The sequence below is a fragment of the Paraburkholderia sp. J76 genome (genome assembly GCF_905220295.1).
Lineage (GTDB): Bacteria > Pseudomonadota > Gammaproteobacteria > Burkholderiales > Burkholderiaceae > Paraburkholderia.
Window position 1 is genome coordinate 442,627 of the sequence record NZ_CAJMZJ010000002.1, and the last position, 14,974, is coordinate 457,600.

Annotated in this window: 16 protein-coding genes and 1 pseudogene; 5 read left to right on the forward strand and 12 right to left on the reverse strand. The window is 60.0% G+C overall.

Annotation, left to right across the window (positions count from 1 at the left end; translation table 11 throughout):
- Positions 1-14: 14 nt before the first annotated feature.
- Positions 15-893 (forward strand): LysR family transcriptional regulator, encoded by an 879-nt coding sequence (locus U5768_RS05530; RefSeq protein ID WP_322029367.1) that lies wholly within the window; start codon positions 15-17, stop codon positions 891-893.
- 21 nt (positions 894-914) lie between these two features.
- Here U5768_RS05530 and U5768_RS05535 read toward each other — a convergent pair whose 3' ends face one another.
- From U5768_RS05535 to U5768_RS05555, 5 genes are all read right to left on the reverse strand, one after another.
- The gene (locus U5768_RS05535) at positions 915-1,916 is read right to left on the reverse strand and encodes an Ldh family oxidoreductase (RefSeq protein ID WP_322029368.1); all 1,002 of its coding nucleotides are present in this window, start codon (positions 1,914-1,916) and stop codon (positions 915-917) included.
- A 2-nt stretch (positions 1,917-1,918) separates the two neighbouring features.
- A complete protein-coding gene (locus tag U5768_RS05540; protein ID WP_322029588.1) occupies positions 1,919-2,854 on the reverse strand; it encodes a hydroxyacid dehydrogenase in 936 nt (311 codons plus the stop codon).
- 35 nt (positions 2,855-2,889) lie between these two features.
- The gene (gene dctA, locus U5768_RS05545; protein WP_415913854.1) at positions 2,890-4,230 is read right to left on the reverse strand and encodes a C4-dicarboxylate transporter DctA; all 1,341 of its coding nucleotides are present in this window, start codon (positions 4,228-4,230) and stop codon (positions 2,890-2,892) included.
- A gap of 116 nt (positions 4,231-4,346) precedes the next feature.
- The gene (locus tag U5768_RS05550; protein ID WP_322029369.1) at positions 4,347-5,522 is read right to left on the reverse strand and encodes a UxaA family hydrolase; all 1,176 of its coding nucleotides are present in this window, start codon (positions 5,520-5,522) and stop codon (positions 4,347-4,349) included.
- Positions 5,523-5,584: 62 nt separating this feature from the next.
- Positions 5,585-5,935 carry a UxaA family hydrolase gene (locus tag U5768_RS05555; RefSeq protein ID WP_281177743.1) on the reverse strand — a complete coding sequence of 117 codons (351 nt, stop codon included), beginning with the start codon at positions 5,933-5,935 and terminating at the stop codon, positions 5,585-5,587.
- A gap of 176 nt (positions 5,936-6,111) precedes the next feature.
- On the opposite strand from U5768_RS05555, the gene U5768_RS05560 reads away from it, so the two are divergent.
- Positions 6,112-6,888 (forward strand): GntR family transcriptional regulator, encoded by a 777-nt coding sequence (locus tag U5768_RS05560; RefSeq protein WP_415913860.1) that lies wholly within the window; start codon positions 6,112-6,114, stop codon positions 6,886-6,888.
- A gap of 109 nt (positions 6,889-6,997) precedes the next feature.
- Here U5768_RS05560 and U5768_RS05565 read toward each other — a convergent pair whose 3' ends face one another.
- The 3 genes from U5768_RS05565 to U5768_RS05575 all read right to left on the reverse strand — a co-directional run bounded on the left by U5768_RS05565 (position 6,998) and on the right by U5768_RS05575 (position 8,863).
- The gene (locus U5768_RS05565) at positions 6,998-7,525 is read right to left on the reverse strand and encodes a hypothetical protein (protein ID WP_322029371.1); all 528 of its coding nucleotides are present in this window, start codon (positions 7,523-7,525) and stop codon (positions 6,998-7,000) included.
- Between the two features lie 283 nt (positions 7,526-7,808).
- Complete coding sequence (locus U5768_RS05570; protein ID WP_322029372.1) at positions 7,809-8,042, reverse strand: hypothetical protein; 234 nt, start codon at positions 8,040-8,042, stop codon at positions 7,809-7,811.
- Between the two features lie 179 nt (positions 8,043-8,221).
- Positions 8,222-8,863: a TetR/AcrR family transcriptional regulator gene (locus tag U5768_RS05575; RefSeq protein WP_322029373.1), complete on the reverse strand. Its 642-nt coding sequence runs from the start codon at positions 8,861-8,863 to the stop codon at positions 8,222-8,224.
- Between the two features lie 123 nt (positions 8,864-8,986).
- Here U5768_RS05575 and U5768_RS05580 point away from each other — a divergent pair, with 123 nt between their 5' ends.
- On the forward strand, positions 8,987-9,490 hold the full coding sequence (locus U5768_RS05580) for a DinB family protein (protein ID WP_322029374.1): 504 nt from the start codon (positions 8,987-8,989) through the stop codon (positions 9,488-9,490).
- Positions 9,491-9,666: 176 nt separating this feature from the next.
- A complete protein-coding gene (locus U5768_RS05585) occupies positions 9,667-10,281 on the forward strand; it encodes an HAD family phosphatase (protein ID WP_322029590.1) in 615 nt (204 codons plus the stop codon).
- A gap of 209 nt (positions 10,282-10,490) precedes the next feature.
- Here U5768_RS05585 and U5768_RS05590 read toward each other — a convergent pair whose 3' ends face one another.
- Complete coding sequence (locus U5768_RS05590; protein WP_322029375.1) at positions 10,491-11,135, reverse strand: aspartate/glutamate racemase family protein; 645 nt, start codon at positions 11,133-11,135, stop codon at positions 10,491-10,493.
- Positions 11,136-11,259: 124 nt separating this feature from the next.
- Positions 11,260-11,573, reverse strand: a pseudogene (locus U5768_RS05595) (transposase domain-containing protein); the annotation flags it as partial.
- Between the two features lie 379 nt (positions 11,574-11,952).
- Between U5768_RS05595 and U5768_RS05600 the strand changes: the two are divergent.
- A complete protein-coding gene (locus U5768_RS05600) occupies positions 11,953-13,113 on the forward strand; it encodes a DUF4919 domain-containing protein (RefSeq protein WP_322029376.1) in 1,161 nt (386 codons plus the stop codon).
- 490 nt (positions 13,114-13,603) lie between these two features.
- Here U5768_RS05600 and yfcF read toward each other — a convergent pair whose 3' ends face one another.
- On the reverse strand, positions 13,604-14,221 hold the full coding sequence (gene yfcF / locus U5768_RS05605; RefSeq protein WP_322029591.1) for a glutathione transferase: 618 nt from the start codon (positions 14,219-14,221) through the stop codon (positions 13,604-13,606).
- Positions 14,222-14,342: 121 nt separating this feature from the next.
- Positions 14,343-14,798 carry a GNAT family N-acetyltransferase gene (locus U5768_RS05610; protein WP_322029377.1) on the reverse strand — a complete coding sequence of 152 codons (456 nt, stop codon included), beginning with the start codon at positions 14,796-14,798 and terminating at the stop codon, positions 14,343-14,345.
- Between the last annotated feature and the right edge of the window lie 176 nt (positions 14,799-14,974).

Here is a 14,974-nt window from a genome sequence, read left to right on the forward strand (position 1 = left end):
GCGAAACGCGAGCAATGCCATCCATTCGCACCCTCAAAATATTTCTCTGCGTCGCCCGATGCGGCACCTTTGCCGCCGCAGGCAACAAGGTTGGCCTCACCGCTGCTGCCATCGGCTTGCAGATTCGCGCACTCGAAAGCGATCTCAATGTGCAGCTTTTCGACCGCAACGCGCGCGCTGCCGTGCTGAATCCGGTTGGCCGCGCACTCATTCCCGAAATCGAAGAAATCGTTCGCCGTTACGAGCTTCTCGAGGTCGCCGCCGGCGGCGACGAAATGTCGGGAACGGTCGTGATCGGCGCACTCGTCTCCGCGCTGATGGGCGCGTTCGCAGATGCCCTATGGTCGATACGTCAACGTCATCCTCGCCTCGATGTGCATCTGCTCGCAGGCATGTCCAGCGATTTCGCGCACCAGGTCGAAGTCGGCGAACTCGATGCGGCGGTCGTCACGCAGTCCCCGCACCCGCTGCCGTCCACACTCCTTTGGACACCTCTGTATTCCGAACCGATGATTCTCATCATGCCAACGGCTCCGCACTTCGATTTGCCGCCAAAGCAGGATGAAATCCTCCGCAATGCACCGTTCATGCGCTTCGACCGCAGCACCTGGACCGGGCACCTCGTCCAGAACGTGCTCGATCAGTGCAAGGCCGAAGTCAACGAGGCGATGGAACTGAATTCCGTCGAGGCGATCGTCGCGCTCGTGCGCCAGGGCTTCGGCATTTCGATTGTTCCTGAACTCGCGAATGTCGATTTCGACAACGATCGCGCAATCAAGGTCATGTCGCTCGATGGCGTCGACGTGCGGCGTCACGTCGGCTTGCTCGAACGCGCGAAGCACAGCCGCACGGCATTCACCGACGCGATCAAAAGTTACTTCACTGCGAGCTGACGCGTCTGGCGCTCGCCGCACTCATCCCGCCAGCGCTCGCAACTGGTTGAGCAGCGCGTCGGGAATGTCGATGCCGTCGCGCGCAGCGGTATCGGCGAGATCGGCGCGACGTTGTCCCGGCAATCGCACGTCCGCGTCCTGCAACATCACTTCGATCAACGCCTCCACACGCGACAGATAGACCGCGTTGCCCGCCAGCGCGCCCGGATCGATCGCCCAGAACAGATGCCCCACGCGCGACTTGCCGCCCTCTTCGGTCAGGAACGAACCTGCCTCGTAGCCAAAGTTCGCCCCAGCCAACGCCGCCGCAAGCAGTTCGACCATCAGTGCGAGCATCGCCCCTTTCGCCCCTCCGAACGGCAGCATCATGCCTTCCAGCGCGGCCTTCGCATCCGTTGTCGGGCGGCCGTCGCGCGAGGTCGCCCACCCCTCGGGAATTGGCTTGCCTTCGCGCGCGGCCACCATGATCTTGCCGCGCGCAACATTGGACAAAGAGAGATCGATCATCAACGGCCTGCCGTCGCGGCGCGGGAACACGGCCGCCACGGGATTGGTGCCGAATACCGCATGTCGTCCGCCCCACGCGGGCATCGCGGCGGGCGTGTTGCTGAACGCAAGCCCGACCATGCCTGCTGCGCCGACCGGCTCCAGATGCCAGGCACCCGCACCGAGATGATGGCTGCGCTTCACGCTCACGACCGCGCTGCCGTGTTCGCGCGCGCGCTCCACGAGCGTTTCGACGGCGAGTTCGCAAGCCGGAAACGCCATGCCGTCCGCAGCGTCGATCAACACGGCTGCATTGCGCGACTCCACGATCGCCGGAATCGCCTTCGCATCGACACGGCCGTTGCGCAACTGCGCGACGTACATCGGCAAACGCGCGACGCCGTGCGAAGACAAGCCGCGTTCGTCGGCGTAGACAAGCGCGCGCGCGGTGGCCCGCGCCGTGCGCGGCGTGGCGCCCGCGGCAAGCATCGTGCGCGTAGCAAGGTCGTGAAGATCACCAGACGAAATCCGCGTCATATTTAAAGTTCCTTCGTTGTCGTTGAGTCATGCTCGCTCGCGAGCAACGCATCCATCACGCGCGATGCGACCAGCGTGCTGACGCGCTCGTTCGATTGCACCGTCAAGCCCGCAATGTGAGGCGTGAGGATCAGGTTCGGCACGCCCGCAAGCGGCGACGCTGCCTTGAGCGGTTCGTCGGCGAATACATCGAGCGCGGCGCCGCCAAGGCGGCCTTGCGTCAGCGCTTCGGCCAGCGCAGTTTCGTCGATCACCCCGCCTCGCGACGTATTGATCAGGACTGCATGAGGTTTCAGCATCTTTAGCTGCGTTGGACCAATCAGATTATGCGTGCTCTCGACGAGCGGCACGTGAATGGTCACGACGTCGGCGGCGCGCAGTGCGTCGTCGAACGACAGACCCCGTGCGCCCGTCTCCTGCCAGCAGGCCGCATCCGCCGGAATCTGCGGATCAAAGCCCACCACCTGCATGCCGATGCCCCGCGCGAGCTGCGCGACGAGCCTCCCGATGCCGCCAAAGCCGATCACGGCCATCGTGCCGCCCGCCGCTTCGCGCCCGTTCGAGAGCGCGGTGCGCGGCCACTGCCCCTGTGCGACGGCCGCGCTCGAAAGATACGCGCCGCGCAGCAGCATTAGCGCCGTGGCGATCACATACTCGGCCACCGCTTCCGCATTTGCGCCCGTTGCCGGGAACACCTGCACGCCGCGGTCCCTGCAAGCACCGAGTGCGATGTTGTCCAGCCCGACGCCAAGCCGCCCGACAACCGACAAGCGCGGCGCACAGTCCAGCAGCGCGGCGGTGACCTGGGTCCGGTTGCGCACGATCAGTGCGTCGGCGTCCGCCAGCAGACTGCGCAAGCGGTCGGGCTCGTCGACGAGCGACGCTTGCGCGTGCACGTCGAAACGCCGCCGCAGCGAGTCCACCGCCGGCGCATCCATGAACTCACTGATAACGATTTTTTTGCGATCGGTTTTCAATTCGGGCGCTCCTGCGCATAAGCGGGCGCTTTCCTTTCGTTGACACTCCCGACCGGTTCGGACTCCGCATCATTCTCGCCATGAGCGGCACGCGGCGCGGCCAGCACCTTGCGCGCCGTTTCGACGTCGAATACGCCCTCCCAGCGCGCGACCACGATCGTCGCAACCGCGTTGCCGATCAGATTGACGATCGCGCGAATCTCGTTGAGCACGCGGTCAATGCCAATAATGAGCGTGATACCGGCAACGGGAATGATGTTGTGCGTGGAGAGCGTCGCCGTGAGGGCCACCAGTGCCGCCCCCGCAACGCCCGCGCCGCCCTTGGACGTCAACAACATGACGGCAAGCAGGCCGAGTTGCTGCAACAGCGAAAGATGCGTGTTGGTGGCCTGCGCGATAAAGAGCGACGTCATCGTGAGATAGATCGCCGCGCCATCGAGGTTGAACGAATAGCCGGTCGGCAGCACGAGACCGACCACCGGCTTCGGGCAACCCAGACGTTCGAGCTTGTCCATCAGGCGCGGCAGCACCGATTCCGTGGTCGATGTGCCGAGCACGATGAGCAGTTCCTCGCGCAGATAGTTGAGCAGCGGCCACAAGCCGACGCCCGCCCAGCGGCAGATCGTGCCGAGCACCAGTACGATGAACAGGATGCTGGTCAGATAGAAGCATACGATCAGCAACCCTAACTGTTGCAGCGTGCCGATGCCATACTTGCCCACGGTGAACGCCATCGCGCCGAACGCACCGAGCGGCGCGAGCCGCATGATCATCTCGACGATACGCATGAGCGCTTCGCCGCTCTGCTCGATCACACGCGACAGGAAACGGCTGCGGCGCGACATGATCGACAACGCCACGCCAAAGAGCACCGAGAACAGCAGCACCTGCAACAGGTTGCCGCGCGCAAACGCGCCGACCACCGAGTTCGGCACGATCTCTTCGAGAATGCTTTGCGACGCCGCTGCATGCGCTTCGCTCACGTAGTGGCTAACGGCCTGCGTGTCGAGCGTAGCCGGGTCGATATTGAGACCTTCACCCGGATGCAGCACGTTCGCCACCACCAGACCGATCACCAGCGCAAGCGTCGTCACGGCTTCGAAATACACGATCGTTTTGACGCCGACTCGCCCGACATGCTTGAGATTTTCCATCCGTGCGATGCCGAGCGACACGGTGCAGAAAATCACCAGCGTAATGAGCATTTTGATCAGGCGAATGAACGTATCGCCCAATGGTTTCATTTCCACGCCGAAATGCGGCCAGAAATAGCCGACGAGAATACCGGCCGCAAGTCCGATCAGGACTTGGGCATAGAGATGTTTTAGCACGCGCAAGATGGTGTCTCCTCCACTCGCTGCTGCCTGGTCATTATGAAATGGCGCGAAACTGCGTTCGCGAAAGCCCGCTGCACGAGCGGGCTTTCGCCATATTGCTTACATACTCGCGTGTTTTACGCGCTTTCGAACAGACGCGTGAGCACAAACTCGCGATGGCCCAGCGTTTCCGCAGCGGTCCAGCGGCCGTTCGCCGTGGCAAGCATTGATTCGAGCAACTTGTCGCCCGCCTGGTCGAGGTTCTGCTCGCGCTGCAGCAGGCCCGACACGTCGACGTCGACGTGCTCGCCCATCGTGCGCACGGTGCGCGGATTCGCGCAGATCTTGATCACCGGCACGATGGGATTGCCGATCACGTTGCCCTGCCCCGTCGGGAAGAAGTGCACGGCGAAACCCGAGGCCGCGCACAGCGTGACCATCTCCGCCGCGGCGGAAGACGAGTCCATGAACCACAGGCCCGAATGCGTGGGTTCCTCGGCCTTGTCGAGCACGCCATCCACGCGGCACTTCTTGCCGATCTTCTGGATGTTGCCGAGCGCCTTTTCCTCGATTGTCGTCAGGCCGCCGGCGATGTTGCCCTTGGTCGGCTGCGACTCGGAGAGATCGTCGGTCTTCCAGCGGTTGATCATGTCCTGATAGCGGTCGAACATGAACTGGAAGCGCTCGCGCACCTGGTCGTTCGCGCAACGCGCCGCGACGATCTGTTCGCCGCCCGTAAGCTCCGACGTCTCGCCGAACACGAGCGTCGTGCCCAGCCCGTAGAGCTTGTCGAACGCGTTGCCCACAGTCGGGTTCGCGCCGCAGCCCGAAGTCGTATCCGACTCGCCGCACTTGGTCGACACCCACAGATCGGAGATCGGGCACTCTTCGCGATCGAGCGACGTGGCCCACTGCACCATTTCCTTCGCGGCCTTCGAAGCGCGCAGGATCGTGTCATGGTCGCCGTGCAGTTCGATACCGAAGCCCATCACCGGCTTGCCGGACTTCGCGATGCCGTCCACCACGCGCTTGGTCCAGCCTTCCTCGATACCGATGACGATCACGCCGGCCACGTTCGGGTTGCAGCCCGCGCCGATCAGCGTGCGGAAATGCAGATCGAGGTCCGCGCCGAACTGCAGGCGGCCATACGGATGCGGCAGCGCCATGGTGCCCTTGATGTTGTGCTCGACCGCTTGCGCGGCGGCGTTCGACAGGTCGTCGACGGGCAGGATGATGACGTGGTTGCGCACGCCGACGCGACCGTTCGAGCGGCGATAGCCGCGGAAAATGGTGTTCTGGTCAATCACGCTCATGGTGTCTCTCTCTGAATGGGAGGGGTTCGACTGGTTGGCTCGATCGCCGTGTGACCGGCGGCTTACCAGCGCTTCGTCTTGATGTTGTGAACGTGAGCGTGCTCACCCGCCTTGATGGGCGCCACCACCTTGCCGATATCGACGCCGTACTTGTAGACGGTGTCGCCCACGGCCATGTCCTTGAGCGCCACCTTGTGACCGATCGGAATGTCCTGCTTTGCCGGGACGGTGACGATTTCGTCCTCGTCCATGATCCACGCGTTCAGTTGCGTGCCCGCCTTGATGCCCTCGACGACTGCGACGCCCACCGTGTCCTTCGCTTCGTGCAGCACGATGTGTATCGTCCTGCGCGCCGGATCGGCATGGGCCGCCGTTGAATCAGCCTGCTGCGGTGCTTGAGCTGCCTGGCTCATATGAGTGTCTCCAGTTTTGTTCACGGGGTCTGGCGCGTGGCCATGCTGCGCATCTTAGACAGCCAACTCATCCATGTCAACCATATCATCTATATGTGTTGAATCAGCCAGATGGGGTAAAATCGCCCGAAAGTCTGGAACGCACACCAGGAAGGGAGCGCAGCGCCATGAATACGATGAAGAACAGCGTGCCCCAAGCGATCGGGGCCGCGAACGCGCCCGTCATCGGGGGCACGCGTTACAAGGAAGTCAAAAACGGGATCCTCGCCGCTCTGGCTGCCAAGGAATGGAAAGGCGGCGAGGCGATCCCCTCGGAAAAGCGCCTTTCGGAGCGCTTTGGCGTATCGATCGGAACGCTGCGGAAAGCGATCGACGAACTCGTGGCGGACAACATCCTCGTGCGCCATCAGGGGCTCGGCACATTCGTCGCGCAACATCAGCGCGATCGCTATTTCTTCCGCTTTTTCCGTGTGGTGCGCCAGGACGGCGAAAAGACCTACCCCACGGTGAGCCTCGTATCGTTCACGAAGGCGAAGGCGACGCGGGATGTCGCCGCGACTCTCGGCATCGAACCGAACGCACGGGTCTACACGTTCGTGAACCGTCTGGCGCTGCATGGCGAGACGGTCATGATCGACAGCATCACGGTTGCCGAGGAGCGTTTCGCGGGACTGACCGAAGCCGCGTTGCGCGAACGGCCCAGCACGCTGTACAACTTTTACCAGGACGCGTTCCACATCAACGTAGTCGGGACCGAAGAACGGCTGCGCGTTGCGACCGCCAACGAAAGCGAAAGCGAGCTGCTGGAAGTGGCGCCGGGTACGCCGCTGCTCGAAGTCCGGCGCATTGCGTACTCCTATCATCAGGAGCCGGTCGAGCTTCGCATCTCGCACGTGAACACGGCGCGTTACGAATACGTGGGCCCTTCTGCTTCACACGAAGAGCCGCTGTAACGGGCCGCGAAATGGATGTGCGCCGCGTCGCCCGCGATCTCTTGCCCCTGGTCCCTTCCTGGAGACGTCTGCCGGCTTTCGTGCACTTTCGCCCCGGCACTGCCGCCACTCACACCGGCCTGCCTTCCTGCGGCAGGCTGGGCATGGGACCAAAGAAGAACGCAAGCAGGCGGCGCCTGCCGATCACCCGCGAGAGTTCGGCGAGAACGCAGTAGTTGATGATTAGCACGACGAGCAGGATCTCGATACCGGCGAAATGCGCCCAGTCCACTTCGGCGAGCAACTGCTGGTTGGCGGCGGCGACGCTATGCACGCCCTTCCAGTAATCGTAGAGGCGCTCGAGGAAGTGGATCAGCGTGGCCACGAGCGTGTAGATCAGGGTCTTCCAGACTACGTTCCAGATCAGCGGCTTTTCGGGAAACCGGTTGACGAACGGCAGCATGTTAGCGATCAAAACAGATTTTCCCAGTACCAGTGCGGCGAGGGTGACAGCTCCCGACGTGGGCAGCGAGATACCAGTGTCGTGGGTCAACAGCGAGCGCACAACCGCAACAATGTGCAGGATGACGAAGAAAAACAGCGTGGGCGGCAGCATCTCCATGAATTCGTGCTTGATCTTCGCGGTCACGGTATTCATGAGCGTCTCCTTCGGGCGGGCAATCTGTCTGACAATGCCGAACAGACTTTGCAGTCCGTACTATACCCGGTTCGACCAGCTGGCTTTCGCCATCAATGACCGGAAAGACGAACGCCCCCACCGTGAACACGTCTGCAATCGTGACAATCGTAACGGTTGACCGCCTGCTGCCCTGCATCGGACCGGACGAGCGTTGCACACGGACAGCGATCACGCAGCGTCTCGGCGCGGATTGTCTTCTGTGCAACCTGATCAGCGCTGGTTCCCTGAACGCGGGCGTCGATCATGCAGATTGCTGGATGCGCTGCGCCCGACCAGAACGAACAGCGCGAGTATCGCGATTCCGGTCACTACGTACCGGGTGATTTCCATCGTTTCCATAGTTCGCCAGAATCTTTTCGAACTCAGCGTGTAGCGCGGATGGCAGGTTGTTTCTCGCGCTCCACTCCGTCACGGCGAACAGGGCGAGGGTCGCCATTGCGGCCAGTACGTATCCGGCGAACGGAAGAAATTCCATGATGCGATGCCTCCCGAAAGCACACGCGCAAAAAAGAGGCACGTCCGGGGAGAACGCGCCAAAGCATTGTCGTTTCGCAGCCGGGAAGTTCGGGTAATGCTGAAAGAATGAACGCCCCGACTGCCGCCCGATGGTACAGCGACAAGCGATCACGTTGAGCGCCCTTGGGTTAATCCATATCAACGTTCGGCAACGTAACCTTTCAGATATCCGGTCACGAGGCGCGCCGCTTCCTCCACAAGCGGCTCCATCGCTTCGTCCGAAAGCATCCCGGAATAGTGCAGCACAGCGTTGTGCGTCAACGCCTCAATGGTCGTCACGCATACATATGACGCGAGCCCCAGATCGTCGATACGCAGTTCGTCGCGGTGCTTCTCCAGATAGGTGCGGAACAGGGTGAAGTTCTCGCGGCTGAACGTTTCCAGATTCTCGAGCTTGCCCACGCGCGGAATCTGCTCCGCGAGGACGCGATGCAACTTCGGATCGACACGATGAGCCTTAACCGCAATCGCGACGAGTTTGCGCATCGCCTTGTCGACCGGTTCGTTCAACACCCCTGCCAACTCGCCCCGGACCATCTGCATGATCTCCTGCTGGTGGCGCTCGATGACGGCGGCCACGAGCGCCTCCTTGCTGGGGAAATATTGGTAGAGCGAACCAACGCTCACACCCGCCACTGTTGCGATGCGGTTGGTGCTGGCCTTGTCGAAGCCTTCCTTGACGAGAATGCGAGCAGTTGCTTCGATCAGCGCGTCGACGGTCGCACGAGATCGCTGCTGAGTGGCGACTTTCCTGGGTTTTATGAGCGGTCTACGTGCCATTTTTCCACGCCGCCAATGCGAGTATAAAAAGCGAATGATAGCTCGTACATTACCCGACATGGCAATGCAAGGCAGTAACTTGCACAACGCGCTCGCCACGCAAAACTCCTGGGAAGGCACGACATGCACGACACCTTGCAACATCTGTTTCGATACAAGGCCTGGGCGAATGACGAACTGCTGACCGCGCTGACCAGGCTTGGGGCCTGGCGTCGATTCACCCTCACCGGACTGGCTATCAAGGCCCTGAGCCACAGCTATGTCGTGGACCGGATTTTCGCGGCGCATTTGCAGCGAAAGGCTCACCCCTATACGTCGGCGAACCTGAGCGAGTTGCCGACGCTGGACGATCTGGCTGCGGACATCAGGACGTCCGATCAGGAATACATCCGCTACGTGTCCGGGCTCGATCGCGACGGCCTGGCAGAACGAATCGATTTCGTGTTTACCGATGGCGCACCCGGTCGCATGTCCCGGGAAGAAATGCTCCTGCATGTGATCAACCACGGCACCGGCCACCGCGGCCAGGTCAGCGCCCTTATGCTGCTCAACGCCGTGTCACCGGCAAAAGATGGCTTCACGACCTGGTTGCATGAAGCGGAGGCTTCGACGAGAGGGCGAGGTTGATGCGCAGCATGCAGGCGGCGACGCGGCGACACTTTTGTTCACAAGCTAGCCGGCAAGCATCATCGACATTCGACATCGGCGCAGAGATCGCCGACAATCAGCCTGTGTTTTTTCTGGTTTCGGCCACTAGTCGCATGCAGCAACAGCCCTCCCTCCAAACCATCCTGTATTTCAGAATGCCGATCTCGCTTGCTTTGTTCGATATGGACGATGTGCTGGTTCACTACGATCGTTCTGCCCGCGTAAGAAGTCTCGCATCGCTGTCGAATCGCACACCGGACGAAGTCTCTCAAGCCATTTGGGGATCCGGACTGGAAGCGAAAGCCGACGCGGGACTGATTGACGACGTCGCGTATCTGCGCGAAACGAGCGATCTGCTTGGGTGCCGGGTCTCCCTCGACGACTGGCTGCAGGCCCGCCGGGAGTCGATGTCTCCCAACATTCAGGTGCTCGCGCTGGCGGCGGCGGTATCGGGAACATGCAAGATCGCTGTGCTGACGAATAATCCTCGACTCGTCTCCGACCACATTGCTTATCTGTGCCCTCCTGTCGCGGACCTGTTCGGCAAGAATGTGTTTGCATCCGCATCGTTCAATGCTGCGAAACCTTCTGGCCAAACTTTTCTGAAGTGCATCGATTCGCTGGGTGTGGCTCCGGCAGAATCACTGTTTGTCGATGACCTTGAAGCGAATGTAAGGGGCGCCAGAAACGCTGGACTTCTCGGGCACTTGTTTACTGACCACGCGGCGCTCGCTGAAGAGTTCCGTGCGCACGGGCTGTTGATGCGCTGAAGCCAGAGTGCGGAAATCGAAACGAGAGGCGGCTAACGACGGGGAATAATGTGCACGCGGTTGCGCCGTGGGAGGTCACCAATCAGGCTGCCGTGCATACGTGGTTCGAAGCAGCTTTTGGTCATGCCGTTCGTAAGCGTTCAAGCGAGGCCGTAGCAGAACGTGTTGACGAACAACCTGGGATTGCTGCAGTGTTTAGGCATCCGCCTTTACAACAGCGCGGCCTTCATCGCGGAGACGAGACCCGTTGCCGGACTGGTTAGCGGCTTCGGTGCTCGCATTACCAACTCAGCAGCGCCCGCCATGGAAGCCTGGGCCAAGGCGACGACTGACGCGCCGTCCTTATAAGCCTGGTCCGCGGCCGCCGCAATAGCCGCCAGGTACGCCACCTGTTCCCCTGCCTTGAACAAGGTCCAGGCACCTTGCACCAACCGAACCTCGACGTCGGCGCCGGATCGCATCGCTGCGTCCGCAAATAGCAGAGTGGTCGGGCGAAGCGTCGTCTCAACGGCGCATAGTGCAATCACTTTGCCACCGACTCGAGTTGCCTCTTCTGCCAGGGCACTGTCCACTCTTATTGCGGGGATAGTGGTAATGGCAGAAACGGCGGAGATGGAGGGCCCTAACGTGGAGCATGTTAGAAGGATGACGTCTGCATAGCGTGCGAGACCCAATATTGCGTCGCGGGTTTGACGTTCGATCTCGAAGGTGAGGCCACCAGCCTGCTCTGCAGCCGCGAGAAGGTCCTCACGGACTTCGTGATGGAGTGACGTCGTTGGCAGATTCAGCTGTTGTGCCGCTGTGTCGAACACGGCGATGTTGCTTTCTGCAGTATGTAAGCACGCAATGCGCATTGCTCTCCTCCGGGTGAAGTGACCGTAGTTTCGCATAATCAGACGGTGAGGCTGAGGCACACGCGATCAAGCAGAAGCACATCGACGCGAGTACCCGGCTGTCCCGGCAAACACTCGGGAATCGCTATCGAATTGGCTTGATCTGCGCGGCGACCGGCAGGTGAGATGCGACATTCCAAGGCAGCAGGTTGTCAATGCGGTTGGCCGGGTGATCGGCGATGTGCGCGATGACGTGGTGCAGATACGCCCCAGAATCGAGTCCGTTCATACGAGCCGAACCAATCAGGCTGTACATTGCCGCGGCGCGTTCACCACCGGAATCGGCGCTGACTAACAGGAAGTTTCGTCTTCGATGGCCACACCGCGCAACGCGCGCTCGGCAATCAGGTTATCTATCTCAGCGCGGCCGTCAGAGCAATAATAGACCAGCGCCGCCCAACACCCGACCCAGCGTTTCAGTTCTGCACCGGGTACCCGACCCCGGCGCCACCCGGACGGCGTTGAGGAGCTGCTACGGCAAGCGCGTTTCCCGCCATCATTGAGCTTCCGGTGTCGACCCGGAACGGTCCGTCGGCATTCCCGAAAACGGACATCTAATATGAACGCCTGTTCCCGATTTAACAAGATAGCTAGATTTCACTTACTTGGCGTCAACGAGTCGCATTCACTCAAATATCGAGATATGTCGTCGTGGTAACCTTTTCGGCTTGATTTTATTCGGTCGCACGCATAGCTGCTGCAAGTGGAGGCTATAGCACTGCATTCGGGAATGTGAGATCTAGGGGGATAAATGCGCAAGTTTGGATGGCTAGTCAGCATGTTTCTCATTGCAGCATCCGCGAAGGGTTTTGCTGCAGCGCCAGCTTCGATCGTCGAGCAATTGCAGACGCAGAGGCAGGCGTTTGCGCAAGACAACAAATTAGATTTGCGGCTGTTTTCGCAGGAAGTCCAGGTGGTGGTTCGTGATGCGAACGCGCTGGATCAGGCAGGCAACGATGCCGATGCAGTTGCGCGGCTACAGACGCTGAAGAAGTTTGCGCCGTTGACGCAGTTTCCCAGCCTCGATGTTCAGATGCTCTGCGACCGACTCTATACGAAGCTTTCCCAGGCGAGCGATGCCGCAGGGTGTCGCGACCGTGCCGCGGCTATGGCCGAAATTCTTCAAAGACGATCAGGAAGCGGCGCCACCCCTGACGATCCGGTGCGAGTGATTACAATCAGCGAAATCGGAGAATGGACGCGTTCGCAAGCGGCAAAGATATCCGATGTCAGTGCGTATCCATATCACGATCAGAACCTTCAAGCGATTACCTACACCAGCCCAGCCACGGCTGGTAAGCCCGCCGTCGCTTATTTCCAGTTCACACCACGACTGTACGCGTCGCTCAACAACACAGTGAGCGATGTGTTCGCGCCTCTGCCCGTTTCTCCGAACGACGGCAAATATCAGATCGCACTGGCGCAGGCGCACGAACAACGCGTCAAATTTTTGAATGATCTTAGCTTCGATTATCCGGAGCTGATCCGACTATGCGACGGGACCACGCGTGAGGCAATGCAACTCGCCCAGCGAGGTGATTTTAATGCAGCGCTGTCGAAGCTCGGCGAAGTCGAGCGGATCCGCCCAATACGAGAGATTCCGATATACACTTTTATCTCGACGTACAGCTATCTGCTAGGAAAGGCTGGGAACGTCGATGCGCAATCAAACGCCCGGCTTTTCCTGTTTGGTATTACTCAGGATATCGCGCATAGCGGCAACGGATTGACGCCGGAGAATGCGGTTCACGTTATTGCGACATCGGAGGAGTACGCATGGGTGAACGCGAAAAAAATGCGTGTCATCAAGCAAGGCCTGATACAGAAAGGTGACCGTCGGTATGACATGATCGTTGCAGTACAGGAGAATGGGAGTGTCCAGACTTATTACTTTGAAGTAAGTCAGGTATATGCTCGGGAGGGCGAAGAATTAAAATAGTTGTGGGATTTTAATGCGAATTAAATCAAGATTCGGTTACCTGAGGAATCATTCCAGCGGGCGCGTCGCTTAATTAAGGCGTTGAGCTTCCCCGACTCGGAACGGTCCTCACCGGTTGACGAAATGGGGCGAGGGTGATGCCAAGAGCAAGTATCACGGTAGTGGTGGATGATCGAGACGAAGTTGCTGCAATTGACGCGTGGTTTGCGAAGTGGCGACCTTCACTCACCCACGTATCCGAGGACTTCGGGTGTGGTTGTTGCGTGCATATTTGGCAGCTAGAGGGGCCGGCAGAAGCACTCGCCGAGCTTCCTCCTGCTACAGTTTCAGGGGTCGAGTGGACCAACTAGAGCATAACGGTGTGGTTCGCTTGCGACCCACAAGAGCCGGTCGCATCTTCGAAGAGCGGACACTCAGCGGCGCACCCGACCGTGTGCCCTAACTCAATATGCCAGCTTGAACAGAAGCACCCGCCGCAGGTTCGACGGTTTCACAGCGGGGGACGATTCAGGGCGACCCAACATTGAACGGACGGCCTTTGCCACTGATGGGCAGCGTAGTCAGCAAACCTTTCCGGCACCGTATCACCATTCAGGACAAGCCGGTTCAACATTAGCGCAAGGTCGGCGTCCGCGATGCACCATTCGCCAAAGAGGTTCGGCGAGTGGTCGGTAAGCAATATCTCGCACGCAGAAAACAGTTTTCCTGCGGCCATTCGTGCCGTAGCAGATAGGGGCGCGGCGGAAGTGCCGTAAAACACCACCTCAGTGGAGCGCTCTTGCCGGATGGGCAAGAGATCGCTTCTCAGCCACGCTTGGACTTGACGCGCCCGAGCTCGGCTTACCGCATCTTTGGGGTACAGCGAGGTACCCGGAAAAACCTCGTCGAGGTACTCAGTTATTGCTGAGGACTCGGACAAAGCGAAACTGTCGTGAACCAGGGTAGGTACACGTTGCGTGAGTGAACTCGCGGCATATTCGGGTTCAAGGTTCGCATGGTTGGCCAGGTCGATGGTTGCAAGTTCAAACGACAATCCCTTTTCGTGAAGGGCCACGAAGCCCGACATCGCATATGGACTTGCAAATTGAGCATCGACGTAGAGACGCAGATTCGTTGATGACGAAGTGGGCTCCTGTTTGCTTACGGAAGGAAAACGATTGTCAACGATCCGGCGTCGATGTCGACCGTCCGCACCTGGCCGAGGCCGTGCGCCCGAACGAAGCCGCGTTTCAGGCTGCAATATGTTTCTGCATGAACACGCTCAGCGGGTCGTTCGTGTAATCGCCAAATGGTCCGCGGCGTTCATAACCCGCCGATGCGTATAACGCCAAGGCTTCAGGCTGGTAGGGGCCGGTTTCGAGCTTGAGCAAGTGACAGCCAGAATCTTTCGCCCGTGACTCAAGCAAAGACAGGAGCTTCTTGGCGACGCCTTGTCCGCGCCCATGAGGGGCTACATACATGCGTTTGAGTTCCCCGAATTCGGGGTTGAGAACTATTGCCCCGCAGCCAATTGCCTGGCCCTCACGATCTCGCGCAACAGCAAACAAGACGTTAGGCTGCTTCAACGATGCCAGGTCCAAGGAGTGGCGGCTCTCAGGCGGATACAAGGCGTCCTGATAGGCATCCAATTCGGCGATGAGGGTAATTACGTCGATTTGATCTGGTGATTCGAAGGCGATATTCATAGCGGCAAAGGCAGGATAAAAAGTCGACTATCCGCACCGATTGTCGACGATCCAAGGAGCTATGTCGAACGGCCGGTCATGGCCGCACAGAGCCCCACGAACGAGCGCAACGATCGCCCCCCATGTCGACTCTCATGTGGAAAGCATAAAGCGACCCGGGGCGGACGACAAGCATT